Here is a 14,709-nt window from a genome sequence, read left to right as displayed (position 1 = left end):
CTTATCTAATATTTTAATAGTTTAGCGCACCTAAAAAATAAATGATGAAAAAATTACTAATTGCGCTAGTCTTATCCATTGGTTTTTTCGGGGTAGCGCAGACCAAAACCGAACTACAAAAGCACTACGAGGATTTTTATGACCAAATGCGTCTGCAAGGAGATATAGATGGCGTTATCAACGCCCTCACCCACTTAAACGTATTAGCCCCCTCAAAAGAACGTAGAGATACCTTGGCCTATATCTATGCGAACGACAACCAACATTTACAGGCATTAAATACTATTGGAATTGAAAAGTTGGATACCGATTCCGATTTGGCCGTACAGGTAAAAGCCATTTCCCTAAAAGCCCTGAACCAGCCCAAACGTGCTCTGGAGCAATTTGAAATTTTAAATACAAGACAACCCAATGCCTATTTAGCTTATGAACTGGCGGATTTAAAAATTCAGACGGGTGATAATGATGGTGCAATGACGCATGTAGAATATGGCTTGGCCAATACCAAGGACGATATGAAATATGCTTTCTATGAAAGGCAACAACCCTATGAAGTCCCCTTGAAAGCTGCTTTTCTACATTTGAAAGCTTTAATCCAATTCAATAAGGACAAGGAAAATATTGATGCGGCCGTTGCCATAATTGACGAAGCTTTAAAAATAGAACCAAATTTCAATCTCGCGAGCTTAAGCAAGCAGGCCCTAGTATCCAGAAAAGCTGCTCCGGCTGAAACCAAACAATAATCGTTATCAAGTATCACTTTAAAAGCAGCTTTACGGCTGCTTTTTTTTGGAATATATTTGTCAAAACAAAAATGCAACTTTTTAGTTGCATAACAGATTTTATTTCTTATATTAGCAACCGTAAAGTTGCTTATTAAATACTAAAAATCGAAAAAAGTCATGAAAGATGTAATTATCAAAGAACAGTTGTTTGACCATTCCATTGATAAAATTTGGAAGGCCATTTCCACTGGGGAAGAAATCTCCAAATGGTTTATCAATGCCGATTTTAAACCCGTGGAAGGTTATGCTTATACCTTCACCGCTGGCCCGGAAAAGGACTGTACCGAAATTACCGGGGTCGTGAAAAAGGCTACTCCCTATACCCTTATCTATACTTGGATAGTTGAAAATACCGACGTAGAAACTACCGTGAAATGGCATTTGGAAGAAATCTCCGGAAAAACGAAACTAATTTTGGAGCATTCTGGAATATCTAATTACGGGAACGAAGACATTGTCACAACGATGTTCGGTCATTTTAATGCAGGATGGGATAATTGTGTTTCTTTGTTAACGAAACATTTAACGGAAGAAGTAAATGCAGGATAAGGTTACCACAATTTTAAAAGCCATTGCCGACCCTACCAGACGTGAAATTTTTCACGTACTGGTAGTCGCAGCGGTTGCGATGCCCATCACCGAGATATCAAATCAATTTGACATGACCCGGCAAGGGGTAACAAAACATATTAGGACGCTCCATGAAGCAGGATTGGTCCAAATCAGTAAAAAAGGAAGGGAACGTTTTTGCAATGCTAATGTTGAACCTTTAAAAGAAGTGAACCGTTGGTTGGCTTTCTATGAAAAGTTCTGGGACGACTCCCTTGGCAGATTGGGCTCTTATCTAGACGGGCAATCTTGATCATTGCCTTTTAAACTTGTCCAATAGCACGCTATCTTTCTCTTTTTTAAGTGCTACAAGTTCAGCTACATTCTCATTAGGTACGGCAATGGAAAGCACATAGTGCGCAATTTTCCATGCGCCGTTTACTTTTTTAAGAACTCCTGAACCTCTACATAATTCCATTTGGGTATCCAAAAGTTCATCGAACCAAGCTATATCATCAGTTGTTTGGCTCAGATAAATATTTCGTTCTACGGCGGTGAAATCCCATGCTTTGCCTTTATCGAAATAAGGCTTGGAAAATTCTTCGAATTCGGAACGTTGCCAATTCTCCGTAGCATCGGTACCTATAAAAACCCCGTCTTCTGTCATCAAGTCAAAATAAGCATCAAAATTTGCCTCGGCCGCGGCCAAATGCCAAGCATCCAATACCTTATTGGTGTCATCTTTTGGAGTTTGCGAGAAAACATTCGCACTTAAAAAGAGAACTAATACATATTTAATTTTTATCGGAAAGTAATTCTTCAGGTAAAACATAGTTTAGCGTAATATTAAATTGTTCCAGTAAGGCGTTAAAAGCCGTAATGGCTTCTTTTAATGAAGCCCTTGGGTCTTGCCTGTATTCCAAGTTCCCTTTTGTTTTTAGGATAAATGTTTTGAGTACTTTTTGCCTTCCTTTCACTTGTGGAACATCAAACTTCGCTGGATAATCGGATGCTTCCCACGTCTTCTGTTTCTCAACTAAATCTTCTATGACGAGTACAAGGTCTTCGCGAAACTCAGCGTCATAAATACCTTTAAAACTAAGCTCAAAAGCCTTGTATTCCGGCCAATCGGATAAAATTGCCCTAGCCTCCGAATTTACGGAAACAAGTTTTGGCAATTTAGAAAGCTCCATAACTTCACCGGTGTCTTGAAGTTTAGCTTCTGCTGAAGTCTTATCTTTACAACCAATAAATACAGAAACAAATAGCAGAAAAAAGGTGAGTTTTTGCATGGGACGAATGTACAAATTTTAAGAAAGGCTATCTTTATCCAGGACTAATTTAACTTCATTTTTAATGGGAAAATACATTCTTATTATTGGTGCCTGCGGCCAAATTGGAACGGAACTTACATTGGCCTTACGTGCCAAATATGGCAATGACCACGTTATTGCAAGCGATATTAGGGAGGGCAGTGACAACCTCATGGAATCAGGACCTTTTGAGATTTTAGATGCTACCGATTATGATGCCTTGGAAGAGGTTATCGCCTATTACGAGATAAACGACGTGTATCTCATGGCCGCCATGCTCAGTGCAACGGCAGAGAAATTTCCCATGCGCGCATGGAACTTGAATATGAACTCTCTTTTTAACGTGCTCAACCTGGCCAAGGAGAAAAAAGTGGATAAAGTTTTCTGGCCTTCCAGTATCGCAGTTTTTGGACCCAACACCCCAAAACAAAACACAAAACAAAACACTATTATGGAACCTAGTACGGTATATGGTATCAGCAAACAATCCGGGGAACGTTGGTGCGAGTACTATTTCAAAAAATTCGATGTAGATGTGCGCAGTATTCGTTATCCAGGGCTCATCAGTTGGAAAACAATGCCGGGCGGTGGTACTACGGATTATGCCGTGGACATTTACCATAAAGCATTGGAAGAGGGTTCCTACTCCTGTTTTTTGAAAGCCGATACCGCACTTCCAATGATGTATATGGACGATGCCATACGAGCAACGTTGCAGATTATGGATGCAGATTCAGAAAATATTAAAGTCCGTTCTTCCTATAATTTGGCGGCTATGAGTTTTACGCCTTCTGCTATGGCCGAGAGCATCCAAAACCACATTCCGGATTTTGAGATTGCCTATGAGCCTGATTTTAGACAAGCAATCGCTGATTCTTGGCCTAACAGCATTGACGACTCCCAAGCGAAGAAGGATTGGGGCTGGCAAGCGGAATTTGATTTGGAAGCCACTACAAAAGAAATGTTGGGGAATTTAAAATAACTACAGTATAAATAGAACGGTGAAAATGCATTCATCGTTTTTAATGACACTTTATCTATTGATTGAAATTTAAAGGAAGGTCCTGGGGTTATTAGACTGTTATAAAAATAAACCCCGAATGAAACCTACACAAAAAACAAAATTGATATTAAAGTCCGCTTGGCTTCTTTTTCTTGTTCCTATCGGAATACAGGCACAATCACAATGCGAAATATTCAAGAGCGAGATAAGCAACGTGGAAACCCATATGAACCAAGTGACCCAAATTGTTGATTCCTTACGTACGAAAGCTGAGACGGCCGCTTTTGGAGCACAGTTAAAAATTGTACGTTCCAATGCAAAAAGAATTGAAATATTGATAGGGAAGGCACTTTCGTCTGCAGATGAGGCGGTAACCCGAGTTGGAGATTCACAATATTATTCCGAATCATGTGCTTTGGACGATGTAATAAGCTATACCATTGATGCGGAAAGCAATACCATTGATGCCCGTGATTTTTTGGATGAAGCATATAACAATGCAAAAAAAGCCAATACCGCAAGAACTTTAGGAGATATACAATACTATATGCGCAAATACCAAACTGCCAGTAAAATGGCTAAAAATTCTGCGGAAGATGCTGCATACGCCGCTGCTATTGCCCATGCCAGTTGCACCCATACGGACGATTTGGCAATCCACGGTGAGCGATAATATTTTGGGTTCGTTTTGTTGAAAACTAAGCCCCTACAATTCTATTATTGTAGGGGCTTTTTAATTTTATTATGCACGAAAAACATTGATAATTAATACCTTACTATTATTTTTGAATGAAAAATAATAGAGGCATGGCACCAAAAAAAATTCAATTTTTATTTCCAATACTTCTTTTTGCTTGTTCAGCTCTCCTTTTACAGGCCCAAATCCCTTCAGGAGTCTATATTTCCGATAATGAAAACGTGCGCCAAGAGGTAAAAATCAGTGATGATTATTTCATTTATTCCGAATATGAAGTAAGTCCGCCGAAATTTATCCGAACTCTTGGTGGTTTTACAGAAACATATAAGGACAAACTTTTCGTACTGTTAGAATTTAATTCAAACTATACCAATGACTCCATTAGAAAACTGGATTTAATGTTTAACGTAGAGGACGAGAATCTACAACTTCATTGGTTCGATACATTGGATTTCAAAAAACTACGAACCAAAAATCAAGATTTGGACGGTCATTGGCTTTTTGCAACTAGAGGCCCGGATAACGGGCAAGAACGTAGAGGGGAGCGTAATACCAGAAAAACTTTAAAAGTTCTTCAAGATGTTCATTTTCAATGGATTGCCTATGATTCAGAATCTCTAGATTTCAAAGGAACGGGTGGCGGTTCATTCTCTTCCGAGAATGGCATCTACACTGAAAATATTGAATATTTTTCTAGGGATAACGCTCGTGTTGGCGCCAGTTTAAAATTCAATTATAAAATTGAAGGAGATGACTGGCATCATACTGGAAATAACAGTAAAGGCAAACCTATGTACGAGATATGGGCAAAACGAATTGGCAACGAATAATCCTTCAGCACAATTATTGATCATCCTACAATTTATTCACAAAAAATTCTATTTTTCCCCTCTTGACTTTATGGCTCCGTAGTTCAATGGATAGCCCCGATAGCTATCGGGGGAAGTTTCCTAATTTTAAATTTAACGTGCATTTTGTTTATATAATCCAATCCTTGGAAGACGGAAGCTTTTATGTTGGCATGACCGGCAATCTTGAGGCTAGGTTGGTTTTCCATAATGACCGTTCATTAAACCAAGGTGTTATTAAGAATGAAAATTCCTTGGCGTTACTTTTTATATTGCGAGTTGAGAATATGAGGACCGCTCGTATGATAGAAAATCATATTAAACGAATGAAAAGCAGAAAATACATATTCGATTTAAATAAATATCCCGAAATAAGTTTAAAGTTAATTAAAAAGTATTCCTAATTTTGACCACCAAATTATTGGCCCCGTAGTTCAATGGATAGAATAGAAGTTTCCTAAACTTTAGATGCAAGTTCGATTCTTGCCGGGGCTACATTCGATTTTTATTGAAATCGGTTTTACTGCAAATAACAAATTTAGTCCATAAACAGACTTGGCAACCACAATGAAATTTCAGGAATCAAAGTAACCAAGATCAATACTATCAAACTCACCAATAAAAACGGGAAGCCTGCTTTGCTAACTTTTTCAATGGAAACCTTACCTATGCTCGAGGCAACAAACAGGCAAACACCAACAGGTGGGGTGGTCAACCCAATAATCAAATTCAAAACGGCAATTACGGCAAAATGAATGGGGTCTACATCAACGGCCAAAGCTACTTTTAAAAGAATTGGGAAAAGAATCAAAAGTGCCGCAATAGTTTCCATGAAAGTCCCGACCGCAATCAATAACAGATTGATCAAAAGCAAAACCACATACTTGTTAGAACTGAACCCTAGTATTTCGCTTGAAATGGTTTGCGGTATATGTTCGGTAATCAAGATATAACCGAACAGATTGGCAAAACCTACCAGAACCATTAACGAAGCAGAGGTTTTCATGGAGTCTAGAATGACTACCTGAACATTTTTGAAATTTAGTTTTTTATAAACGAACTTCCCTACTACAAGTGCATACAGAACCGCCACAATGGAAGCTTCGGTCGGAGTGAAAATACCTCCTATGATTCCAAAAAGGATAATGAAGGTCATTAGCAACGACCAAAAGGTATCCACAAAACCCTTTGCCACTTGTCCAAAAGAACTTTTTGGATGTTTGGGGTAATTCTTTTTTCTAGCGATGAAATAAGCGACTAACATCAGCCCAACACCCAAAAGCAATCCTGGAATTGCCCCTGCCAAGAACAACTTTCCTACGGAAAGTCCGCTTAAAGTTGCTGCTATGATCATGGGTACACTAGGTGGAATAATTGGTCCTACCGTAGAAGAAGCCGCTGTTATCGCACAAGAAAAATCTGCATCGTAACCTTCCTTTTTCATGGCGGGAATCATCACCGAACCCATACTGGCCGTGTCCGAAATTGCCGTTCCCGAAATTCCTGCGAACAACATGGATGCGCCAATATTCACTAGGGAAAGTCCACCTCTGATATGTCCCATTAAATGATTGCAAAATGAGATGATTTTCTCGGTCAACCCTCCTTGGTTCATCAAATTACCGGCAATTATAAAGCCCGGAATACTTAATAACACAAAAACATCAATGCCCGAATACATTTTCATGGGCATCAATATTAAAGGAATACCGGCCCCTATCAAATAGACCAAGCAAGCCAATCCTAAGGCAAAAGCTATGGGATACCGCAATATAAGAGCAACTACGAATACAATAACCAGAATCCAGATCATGAGTCCTTCCTTTTAAAAGCCTTTACAATTTTATGCCAAGCATAGTAACAAAGTGTTGCACCAATGATAAACATACTACAAAACGATACGCCCATGTTGAAACCCATGCTAGGTGATTTTTCTATGATGCCCAAGCTGATGAACCGGATAGAATAGAAAGCGAAAACTGCAAATAATAAAAATATGGTTATTGGAATAGACTTGTCCAAAAACATCTTGAATTTTGGACCGAACCTATCGTAAAAAGCATCAAGGGCTACATAATAGTTTGATGATTTAAGGGCGAGTCCAGAGGCAAAGGAAATGGCATAAATGAAAAGTATACGTGATGCTTCCTCCGTCCAAGAAGGTGTTTCGAACCAAGAAAATCGGCATATAATCTGAAGCAAAACCATGGCAATCAAGCCCCAAGTACTTACAAGGGTACCGATCTTAAGAATTTTCCCTATTGCTTTTCGCATATGTTTCCTGTTCTCGTTTCAATTCGTTATAAATTTCCTGCATCGCAGGAGACAGGCTTTCAAAGATGGCCCGCTCGCACTTCTTGGCAAAAGCTTCCGTATCTACCTCTATCAACTCCATGCCTTTGTCTATCAATACTTGCTGTATGTTTTTTTCGTTTTCCAAGAAAAGGTCATGCTCGTATTTCTGCATTTCCTTGCCGGCTTGAACAACAAGTTCTTGAAGGTCTGAAGGTAATTTCTGAAACTGCTTCTCCCCGATTACGGCATAGACCCAACTGATTACATGACCGGTAAGATTTACATATTTCTGTACTTCAGCAAACCCGCCATTATTGATCATGGCAAAAGGATTTTCCTGACCTTCTATAGTGCCTTGCTGCAAAGAAGTAAAAACTTCGGAAAAGGCCATTGGTGTGGGTTTTGCGCCCAACGCACTCCATGTTGTTACGAAGGAAGGGACATTGGGTACACGTAAAATCAGTCCATTCAAATCATCTGGGTGCCTAATGGGCCTATTTGAAGTCAAATGTCTGGGACCACGTTCAAAATGACATAAGGCCCTTACTCCGGCTTTCTCGATCATCTCCGTTTCCATCAATTTACCAACACGGCCATTGATATAGAGATTCATATCGATGGAATCCTTCATTAAATAAGGTAATTCGCAAAAGGTGGCGACTTCAAACCAGTTCGTCAAAGTGGAACCGGTAGTCGTAATATCGATAACTTCGGCCTGAATCAAACGAATCGCTTCAATCTCCTTTGCCAATTGTTCCGATGGATAGAGTAAGACCTTAATTCGCCCATTGGAACGTTTCTCAAGAATTTGCTTGAAATAATCAAAAGCCTTATACCAGGTATGGTCTTCCTTTACGATAATCGATGTACGAAAGAGAAACTCCGGGTCAGCTTCTTTTGATTTGCAATTGGCCAAAAGCAGGAACAACTGAAGAAATAGCAATGACTTCGCCATGTACTTTACTAATTGTCCTTGGCCAGTCATGTCGTTAATCTTGGACTTCAACTACCATTTCTACCTCTACCGCCATATTGCCCGGCAAAGAACCCATACCCACGGCAGCTCTGGCATGTTTGCCATTTTCACCAAAAACAGCGACCATTAAATCCGAATAGCCATTAATGACTTTAGAATGATCCTTAAAATCCGTTACAGCGTTCACCATTCCCTTTACTTTGACGACTCGCTTTACTTTATTCAGGTTTCCCAATACTTCCTTTAGGACAGATAACTGATTTATTCCTGCTTCCCTTGCTGCGGCATACCCTTTTTCAATATCCAAATCTGCGCCAAGTTTTCCGGTTATATTCTCACCATTGGCCTGTTTTGGGCCTTTCCCGGCCAAAAAAATAAGATTCCCGGTCCTCACGGCATGTACATAATTTGCTACGGGAGTTCCTTGGTTCCTGAGTTCAATTCCCAATTCCTCTAGTTTTGCTTCTGGGTCGTATCCTTCTGGAATCGGATCAGTTATCGTTTTTTCAATCTCGTTGGTAGTCGTATGATGTATTTCTCCACAGGAGAGGAATAACAATAGGCAAAGAAACAATACGGTTCTTTTCATTATCAACACTTTTTAATTAATTCAGCATGAATTTAAAGAATATCCAGTAAGTTCATGTTTTAAAAAACTACTATATCTTCAATAGTGCTCCAAAATATAACAATTCAGTATATAAAGACGAACATCGCTAGGATTTCATTAAAAATGAAGTAGAATTATTTCATTTTTGTTAGCTTAGCATTCAATCTAAACCAAAATCAATTAAAAGTTATATCTATGGAAAGTTCCACGGCAAATCCAAATGTAAATGCTAATAGGTTATTTTATGGTAGTTGTTTCGCATTGATTACGACTGCCTTTTCATTTGCTATCGCGGCTGGTATTTTAGATCAACTGAAAACCGAGCTAAGCTTGTCTGCCAGTCAAGCAGGGGTGGCAACATCAATGTGGTTTTTAGGTTTTCCTTTATCAATGGTCATTGGAGGGCTTATCTATCACAAAGTAGGCGGGAAAGTGATAATGCAATTTGCCGTTTTTGCCCACGCAATTGGTATTTTATTACTCATTTTTTCGGGTAATTTTATAAGCTTAATTATTGCCAATTTACTTATTGGACTTGGTAATGGGTGTACCGAGGCGGCCTGTAATCCAATGATAGCGGATGCTTACGAGGGCAATAAGATGAGTAAAATGCTGAACCGTTTTCACATGTGGTTTCCAGGTGGAATCGCCATAGGTAGTTTACTCTCTGGTTTCATGACGGATAATTTAGAAATAATTGGGCGTAACCAGATGTGGTTATTATTGATTCCTACAGTGATTTATGCCTATTTGTTCTTAGGTCAGTCTTGGCCAAAAGCAAAAGTACAAGAGGCTGCCACCCTAAGTGGAAACGTCAAATCTATGTTTACGCCCCTATTCCTTTTTATTGCAGTTTGTATGTCTTTAACCGCCATTTCAGAATTTGGCCCCAACCAATGGGTAAGCCTTATCCTGGCGAAAAGTGGTGCGCAACCTTACCTAATTTTAGCGCTTACTGCAGGTCTTATGGCAGTAGCAAGATATTTTGGTGGCGATATGGTAAAGAAATTTGACCAAACCGGTGTTCTTTTAGGTTCGGCAATTTTAGCGACCATAGGTATTTATTTATTTAGTACGCAAACCGGTGCCATGGCCTATGTGGCCGCAATTGTATTCGCTTTGGGTATCGCCTATTTCTGGCCCAATATGATTGGTTTGGTTGCTACCAAAGTTCCAAAAAGTGGTGCTTTGGGCATGTCTATTATCGGTGCCGTAGGAATGTTCGCTAATTTTATTTTTCAGCCTATTATAGGGGGTTGGATCGATGCTGACCGAGCAGCCGCCAGCGCGCAGGGATTAACAGGTGATGAATTGGAGTTAGTTTCCGGGCAGGCTACTTTGGAAACAATGACCTTATTCCCAGGAATCCTGATAGTCCTTTTTACCATTCTTTATTTTTGGTTAAAAAATAAAAAAAGTGCCGAATTGGCCACTGCTTAAAAAGTAGCATCTTAAAAAAAATTAAAAGCCATCCTCAACCAACGGATGGCTTTTTTGATATGCTTTTTTTGATAAACTCCCTGTAAACAGGGTGATTTTGACTTTATTAAAAATGTATTTTTGAAAATTAGATCTGATGGGCTTTTTTTGATATCCATAAAAGAATTCAAATACTACTGCTTGAAAATAAACGCAAAAGAAAGATTCGGTTCCTATATAACAAGAAACAACTGTTATGGCTTGCCCCTAGCTTTTGTTTTTTTCTCTATACTTTCTTTTGTTTCAAACGGTCTAAATGCCCAAGATGAAATTAGGTTTACAGCCTTTGGATATACTCCAAGAACTATCCCGGATTCAGTTTACAGTAAGCTCAAGAAAGAAACCAATATTGTCAAGAAGCTACATTTATTATATGAAATAGGCAAGATGCACAACGAATTTGGATATGCCGATTCTACCGTATTCTATTCCAAACAAATTGAGGCTATTATTTTACCGGCCAAAGAAAAACTAAAGAACTACGATCAATATCTAATTTGGTCCAAGAGACTTTTAGGTGATGGCAAATATGGATACGGGTATTACGAAGAAGCGCTTAAAGCCTACATAGACGGTATTAACATAGGCAGCACAATAACGGACAATGCAGAACGTAAGTGGCTGGAATTGGGCTTGGGAAAAGTCTATCTACAAAAAGGAGACCATGAAAAAGCCAGGGCCTTATTCATGACATCGGCCCAAACCGAAAGAGACAATGAACTCAAAGTACAGGCCAATTATTGTTTAGGAGTTTTGGCACTAAGGCAAGAAGATGAAGCCAAAGCGACCTCTTTTTTTAAAAAAGCAAAAGCGGTTACATCTGACGGTATTAATAAAAAAACATTGCTCAAAATTGAGTTCTATGAGGGCATTATCGCATGGCGCAAGAAAGATAATAATACCGCCCTGAACATTTTTGAGGAGGTCATGAACCGTAGTCTGGAAAACAATTATTATGATACCTATACAGAGGCGGTTTCTGCCTACGGGACCATTTATAGGGAATTGGGGGAATATGAAGCTGCCGAAATGTCCTTGTCCATGGCGTATGCCAATGCCATGAACTGGAACCGTTTGGAACTACAGAAAAAAATAATCAATGGCTTGCGTCTCACCTACGTAGCCAAAGGCGATTATAAAAACGCCTATAATTTAATGACACAATATTTGCAGATTTCTTCTGAAATTTCCGAACAACAAAATACCAAGGTCATCAAGGAATTGGAATTTAAATACGAAACTTTACAGAAAGAGAAGGAAATCTATGAACTAAAGGAAACCCAACAGGCAAAACAGAATGAAATAGAGCGACAAAAAACAATTAAAAAAGCATTTCTATATGGCTTTTTGGCACTCTTGGTCCCTATACTGGCACTACTTTATGTGTATTATCAAAAACTACAGACACAAAGCCAGCTCAATACACAGCAAGAAGAACTGAACAATCAAAAAATCGCATCCCTTTTGAGTGAACAGGAACTAAAACTGGCACGTGCCGCCCTTGATGCACAACAGGAGGAAAGAGCTAGAATAGCACAACAGCTTCACGATAGCATTGGCGGTAATTTGGCAGGGATAAAACTACGAATGTCCAATATGGTAAATACCGATGCTTCGCAACAGGATATTATACATCAAGTAGACGATACCTACGAGCTTGTGAGAAGTATTTCCCATGATCTTATTCCAAAAAAATTCAATGAAAGTGCATTCACCTTGTTGATCAGGGAATATCTTCAAAATATAAAGCGGCACTCAGACCTCTCTATTACCTTTTTATCGCATCCCGAAGAAAAAATAAACGGGTTGAAGGAGAGCGTAAAAGTAGAAATATATCAGATTATACAAGAGCTCTTTACCAACTCTTTAAAACATGCTGACGCAAAAAATATAGAATTGCACTTGACCATTTATGAAACGATACTCCAATTACTCTTCGAGGATGATGGGGTAGGTTTTGAAATGGACCGGACAGAAGTTGGCATAGGACTATCGAACATAAAAAATAGAGTGGAACAGTTAGGCGGGGAAACTATCATAGATAGTACTATTGGCCGTGGAACAGCTATTACCATTGAAATACCCTTAAAAGAAAAATATGAAAAAGTATAAACTCATTATTGCAGACGACCATAAAATGTTCTTGGATGGCCTGCTCAGTATTCTCTCGCATAGGGAAGACTATGAAATTACCTTGACCGCGGATAGCGGTAAAAATGTAGCCAAGTATTTGGACATTAACCCTGATGAAGGCGTAGATCTGGTAGTCACCGATGTAAATATGCCCGATTTAAATGGTATAGAGCTCAACAAACATATTAAGACCAAGCATCCTAAAATAAAGACATTGGTGGTGAGTATGCTTCACGATTCAAGAACGGTTCAGACCTTGACCAAGGACAACGTTGATGGTTATATCCCTAAAAATGCCGAAAAGGAAGAATTGCTCCTAGCCATTGAAACCATTCTAAAGGGCGATAAGTATTTTTCGCAATCCATAAAGGATGTATATCTTAAAGGAATGTTCTCCAACGAACAATCGGTTGCGGATTCACTTTCAAAAAGAGAGAAAGAAGTCTTGAAGTTGATCGCACAGGAATTCACAACACAGGAAATAGCGGACAAACTTTTCCTAAGCAAGCACACCATAGAAAGCTATCGCAAAAATCTAATTTCCAAATTGGAGGTTCGCAACTTGGCGGGACTTACCAAATATGCCCTTAAATTGGGGCTTTTAGAACAGTAGTTTCAACATTTATGTAAAATTCATCCTTATTTTGGATACGAACAACAACTCGGTTGTTCGCGTAATTCATATTACTTTTTTTTATGACACCCTGTTTTCAGGGATGCATTTCTACGGAAAAAGGGGCTGCACACGGCTCAAATACAAGGCATCTTTGTAGAAACAAATAATAATCATTAAAACTTTTGAATTATGATCTACGGAATTTTTTTAGTACTACTCAGTATCATCGCAGTGCCTTCTTTGGTACTGTCCAAAAAACCAAACGCAAAAGAATTATTGGAAAAGATTGAACCCTATCAAGGATGGATAGGTCTTATTTTCTGTATTGGAGGCGTTTGGGGAATTATCAGTGCCATTATCAATTTAGGTTGGTTGACAGCAGCTCCTATTTGGTGGATTACGTTAATGGCTGGAAGCGTTGTTCAGGCCACTTTAGGATTTATGCTAGGCTTTGGTCTTATGAACAGTCTGTTTTTAGGGAAAAATGTAGAGGCCCAAGAAAAAGCGGCGCAATTGCGTGAAAAAATTGCCCCAAAACAGGGAAAACTAGGAGTTCTTGGTATTGTCGTTGGCGTGTGGATGATCGTTGCTTCTTTTATGTTCAGCGTAGTATAAACCTCTTAATAAATTAGATATGAAAAAAATAATCATGATTTTGGCTTTTATGGCCTTTGCAGGAGTAAAAGCGCAAATGAACAACAATCAAAAAACGGTTTCGGTTTCAGGAAAAGCTTTAGTGGAAAGAGTTATCACCAATTACAAGGTGAAAGCTACTTTAAGCATGGACCAAATTTATTACGCGGATTATAAGTGTAAGGATTTAGCAGAATTGAAGGCCAAATATTTTGACGCCTTAAAAGAACAAGGTGTGGATGTTTCCAAATTCAAAGAGAAAAAAATGGAATTTTTCTCCTTGGGCTATCAAAAAGAGGGAACTATTTTAATCTATGAAACCTCTGATAAAGAAATTGTAAAAACGCTTTTGAGCACAAAAATGAACGGAGTTCAACTTTCCTATCAATCTAGGGCTACTTTATCACAAGATAAAATAGAGGCTCTCCTTACGGATGCCTTGACCGATGCAAAGGCAAATGCCGCAAAAGTTTGCAAAGTAGCAGGTAAATCAGTGGGTGAAATTGTAAGTATTGTTCAGGATATTCCAAGCGAACATATTTGGAACAATTATTATAATGACTACGAAGAATTTTTGACCGTAAGCGTGGCTTACGAACTAAAATAGTTGGTTGGTTTTGTTTATTCCCGGTCTGTCCATTTTATTGGATGGGCCGGGTTTTAAAGAAAAAATTCGATACATTTTTATTTACATCTCCCAAAATTGTAAAAAGGCTGTTCTGACTTTCCTGTGTAGAGGTAGTATCAAGAACTCGAAATCCGAACGAGCGGA

18 protein-coding genes and 1 tRNA gene are annotated in these 14,709 nt (G+C 38.9%); 13 read left to right on the top strand and 6 right to left on the bottom strand.

Going from position 1 to position 14,709, the window contains the following annotated elements; genetic code table 11:
• Positions 1–44: 44 nt before the first annotated feature.
• The 3 genes from ACKWBX_RS01835 (at position 45) to ACKWBX_RS01825 (ending at position 1,647) form a co-directional block, all read left to right on the top strand.
• A complete protein-coding gene (locus tag ACKWBX_RS01835) occupies positions 45–743 on the top strand; it encodes a tetratricopeptide repeat protein (RefSeq protein WP_413966936.1) in 699 nt (232 codons plus the stop codon).
• 159 nt (positions 744–902) lie between these two features.
• Complete coding sequence (locus tag ACKWBX_RS01830) at positions 903–1,334, top strand: SRPBCC family protein (RefSeq protein WP_413966935.1); 432 nt, start codon at positions 903–905, stop codon at positions 1,332–1,334.
• On the top strand, positions 1,324–1,647 hold the full coding sequence (locus ACKWBX_RS01825) for an ArsR/SmtB family transcription factor (protein ID WP_413966934.1): 324 nt from the start codon (positions 1,324–1,326) through the stop codon (positions 1,645–1,647). The genes ACKWBX_RS01830 and ACKWBX_RS01825 overlap by 11 nt, the downstream gene beginning before the upstream one ends.
• Here ACKWBX_RS01825 and ACKWBX_RS01820 read toward each other — a convergent pair whose 3' ends face one another.
• Both ACKWBX_RS01820 and ACKWBX_RS01815 read right to left on the bottom strand, forming a co-directional pair.
• Positions 1,648–2,166 carry a nuclear transport factor 2 family protein gene (locus tag ACKWBX_RS01820; protein ID WP_413966933.1) on the bottom strand — a complete coding sequence of 173 codons (519 nt, stop codon included), beginning with the start codon at positions 2,164–2,166 and terminating at the stop codon, positions 1,648–1,650.
• Positions 2,129–2,626 (bottom strand): hypothetical protein, encoded by a 498-nt coding sequence (locus ACKWBX_RS01815; protein ID WP_413966932.1) that lies wholly within the window; start codon positions 2,624–2,626, stop codon positions 2,129–2,131. The genes ACKWBX_RS01820 and ACKWBX_RS01815 overlap by 38 nt, the downstream gene beginning before the upstream one ends.
• Before the next feature lie 64 nt (positions 2,627–2,690).
• Here ACKWBX_RS01815 and ACKWBX_RS01810 point away from each other — a divergent pair, with 64 nt between their 5' ends.
• The 5 genes from ACKWBX_RS01810 (at position 2,691) to ACKWBX_RS01790 (ending at position 5,690) form a co-directional block, all read left to right on the top strand.
• Entirely contained in the window at positions 2,691–3,629 is a 939-nt protein-coding gene (locus ACKWBX_RS01810) for an NAD-dependent epimerase/dehydratase family protein (protein WP_413966931.1), read from the top strand.
• A 118-nt stretch (positions 3,630–3,747) separates the two neighbouring features.
• Positions 3,748–4,323 carry a hypothetical protein gene (locus ACKWBX_RS01805; RefSeq protein WP_413966930.1) on the top strand — a complete coding sequence of 192 codons (576 nt, stop codon included), beginning with the start codon at positions 3,748–3,750 and terminating at the stop codon, positions 4,321–4,323.
• A gap of 134 nt (positions 4,324–4,457) precedes the next feature.
• Positions 4,458–5,177 carry a hypothetical protein gene (locus ACKWBX_RS01800; RefSeq protein ID WP_413966929.1) on the top strand — a complete coding sequence of 240 codons (720 nt, stop codon included), beginning with the start codon at positions 4,458–4,460 and terminating at the stop codon, positions 5,175–5,177.
• Between the two features lie 86 nt (positions 5,178–5,263).
• Positions 5,264–5,599: a GIY-YIG nuclease family protein gene (locus ACKWBX_RS01795; RefSeq protein WP_413966928.1), complete on the top strand. Its 336-nt coding sequence runs from the start codon at positions 5,264–5,266 to the stop codon at positions 5,597–5,599.
• A gap of 19 nt (positions 5,600–5,618) precedes the next feature.
• A tRNA-Arg gene (locus ACKWBX_RS01790) sits at positions 5,619–5,690 on the top strand.
• Between the two features lie 43 nt (positions 5,691–5,733).
• On the opposite strand, the gene ACKWBX_RS01785 is transcribed toward ACKWBX_RS01790, so the two are convergent.
• Genes ACKWBX_RS01785 through ACKWBX_RS01770 form a run of 4 tightly spaced genes read right to left on the bottom strand, consistent with a single transcriptional unit; the run spans position 5,734 to position 9,055 of the window.
• A complete protein-coding gene (locus ACKWBX_RS01785) occupies positions 5,734–7,008 on the bottom strand; it encodes a TRAP transporter large permease (RefSeq protein ID WP_413966927.1) in 1,275 nt (424 codons plus the stop codon).
• A complete protein-coding gene (locus ACKWBX_RS01780; protein WP_413966926.1) occupies positions 7,005–7,469 on the bottom strand; it encodes a TRAP transporter small permease in 465 nt (154 codons plus the stop codon). Before ACKWBX_RS01780 ends, ACKWBX_RS01785 begins: the two co-directional genes overlap by 4 nt.
• Positions 7,441–8,445: a TRAP transporter substrate-binding protein gene (locus ACKWBX_RS01775; RefSeq protein WP_413966925.1), complete on the bottom strand. Its 1,005-nt coding sequence runs from the start codon at positions 8,443–8,445 to the stop codon at positions 7,441–7,443. Before ACKWBX_RS01775 ends, ACKWBX_RS01780 begins: the two co-directional genes overlap by 29 nt.
• A gap of 34 nt (positions 8,446–8,479) precedes the next feature.
• Complete coding sequence (locus ACKWBX_RS01770) at positions 8,480–9,055, bottom strand: RidA family protein (RefSeq protein WP_413966924.1); 576 nt, start codon at positions 9,053–9,055, stop codon at positions 8,480–8,482.
• Positions 9,056–9,271: 216 nt separating this feature from the next.
• On the opposite strand from ACKWBX_RS01770, the gene ACKWBX_RS01765 reads away from it, so the two are divergent.
• The 5 genes from ACKWBX_RS01765 (at position 9,272) to ACKWBX_RS01745 (ending at position 14,544) form a co-directional block, all read left to right on the top strand.
• Positions 9,272–10,516, top strand: a complete 1,245-nt coding sequence (locus ACKWBX_RS01765; RefSeq protein ID WP_413966923.1) for an MFS transporter — start codon at positions 9,272–9,274, stop codon at positions 10,514–10,516.
• A 180-nt stretch (positions 10,517–10,696) separates the two neighbouring features.
• Complete coding sequence (locus ACKWBX_RS01760) at positions 10,697–12,667, top strand: tetratricopeptide repeat-containing sensor histidine kinase (protein ID WP_413966922.1); 1,971 nt, start codon at positions 10,697–10,699, stop codon at positions 12,665–12,667.
• Complete coding sequence (locus tag ACKWBX_RS01755; RefSeq protein ID WP_413966921.1) at positions 12,654–13,301, top strand: response regulator; 648 nt, start codon at positions 12,654–12,656, stop codon at positions 13,299–13,301. Before ACKWBX_RS01760 ends, ACKWBX_RS01755 begins: the two co-directional genes overlap by 14 nt.
• Before the next feature lie 192 nt (positions 13,302–13,493).
• Complete coding sequence (locus ACKWBX_RS01750) at positions 13,494–13,919, top strand: hypothetical protein (protein WP_413966920.1); 426 nt, start codon at positions 13,494–13,496, stop codon at positions 13,917–13,919.
• Between the two features lie 19 nt (positions 13,920–13,938).
• On the top strand, positions 13,939–14,544 hold the full coding sequence (locus ACKWBX_RS01745) for an SIMPL domain-containing protein (protein ID WP_413966919.1): 606 nt from the start codon (positions 13,939–13,941) through the stop codon (positions 14,542–14,544).
• Positions 14,545–14,709: the final 165 nt, after the last annotated feature.

This window comes from Maribacter algae (assembly GCF_047345745.1).
Classification (GTDB): domain Bacteria; phylum Bacteroidota; class Bacteroidia; order Flavobacteriales; family Flavobacteriaceae; genus Maribacter.
This window is presented reverse-complemented; position numbering and strand designations above follow the sequence as displayed.

Excerpts from the sequence above, each read along its gene's own strand:
- ACKWBX_RS01835 (WP_413966936.1), top strand. The coding sequence starts at position 45 with ATGAAAAAATTACTAATTGCGCTAGTCTTATCCATTGGTTTTTTCGGG.
- ACKWBX_RS01830 (WP_413966935.1), top strand. The coding sequence starts at position 903 with ATGAAAGATGTAATTATCAAAGAACAGTTGTTTGACCATTCCATTGAT.
- ACKWBX_RS01825 (WP_413966934.1), top strand. The coding sequence starts at position 1,324 with ATGCAGGATAAGGTTACCACAATTTTAAAAGCCATTGCCGACCCTACC.
- ACKWBX_RS01820 (WP_413966933.1), bottom strand. The coding sequence starts at position 2,166 with ATGTTTTACCTGAAGAATTACTTTCCGATAAAAATTAAATATGTATTA.
- ACKWBX_RS01815 (WP_413966932.1), bottom strand. The coding sequence starts at position 2,626 with ATGCAAAAACTCACCTTTTTTCTGCTATTTGTTTCTGTATTTATTGGT.
- ACKWBX_RS01810 (WP_413966931.1), top strand. The coding sequence starts at position 2,691 with ATGGGAAAATACATTCTTATTATTGGTGCCTGCGGCCAAATTGGAACG.
- ACKWBX_RS01805 (WP_413966930.1), top strand. The coding sequence starts at position 3,748 with ATGAAACCTACACAAAAAACAAAATTGATATTAAAGTCCGCTTGGCTT.
- ACKWBX_RS01800 (WP_413966929.1), top strand. The coding sequence starts at position 4,458 with ATGGCACCAAAAAAAATTCAATTTTTATTTCCAATACTTCTTTTTGCT.
- ACKWBX_RS01795 (WP_413966928.1), top strand. The coding sequence starts at position 5,264 with ATGGATAGCCCCGATAGCTATCGGGGGAAGTTTCCTAATTTTAAATTT.
- ACKWBX_RS01785 (WP_413966927.1), bottom strand. The coding sequence starts at position 7,008 with ATGATCTGGATTCTGGTTATTGTATTCGTAGTTGCTCTTATATTGCGG.
- ACKWBX_RS01780 (WP_413966926.1), bottom strand. The coding sequence starts at position 7,469 with ATGCGAAAAGCAATAGGGAAAATTCTTAAGATCGGTACCCTTGTAAGT.
- ACKWBX_RS01775 (WP_413966925.1), bottom strand. The coding sequence starts at position 8,445 with ATGGCGAAGTCATTGCTATTTCTTCAGTTGTTCCTGCTTTTGGCCAAT.
- ACKWBX_RS01770 (WP_413966924.1), bottom strand. The coding sequence starts at position 9,055 with ATGAAAAGAACCGTATTGTTTCTTTGCCTATTGTTATTCCTCTCCTGT.
- ACKWBX_RS01765 (WP_413966923.1), top strand. The coding sequence starts at position 9,272 with ATGGAAAGTTCCACGGCAAATCCAAATGTAAATGCTAATAGGTTATTT.
- ACKWBX_RS01755 (WP_413966921.1), top strand. The coding sequence starts at position 12,654 with ATGAAAAAGTATAAACTCATTATTGCAGACGACCATAAAATGTTCTTG.
- ACKWBX_RS01750 (WP_413966920.1), top strand. The coding sequence starts at position 13,494 with ATGATCTACGGAATTTTTTTAGTACTACTCAGTATCATCGCAGTGCCT.
- ACKWBX_RS01745 (WP_413966919.1), top strand. The coding sequence starts at position 13,939 with ATGAAAAAAATAATCATGATTTTGGCTTTTATGGCCTTTGCAGGAGTA.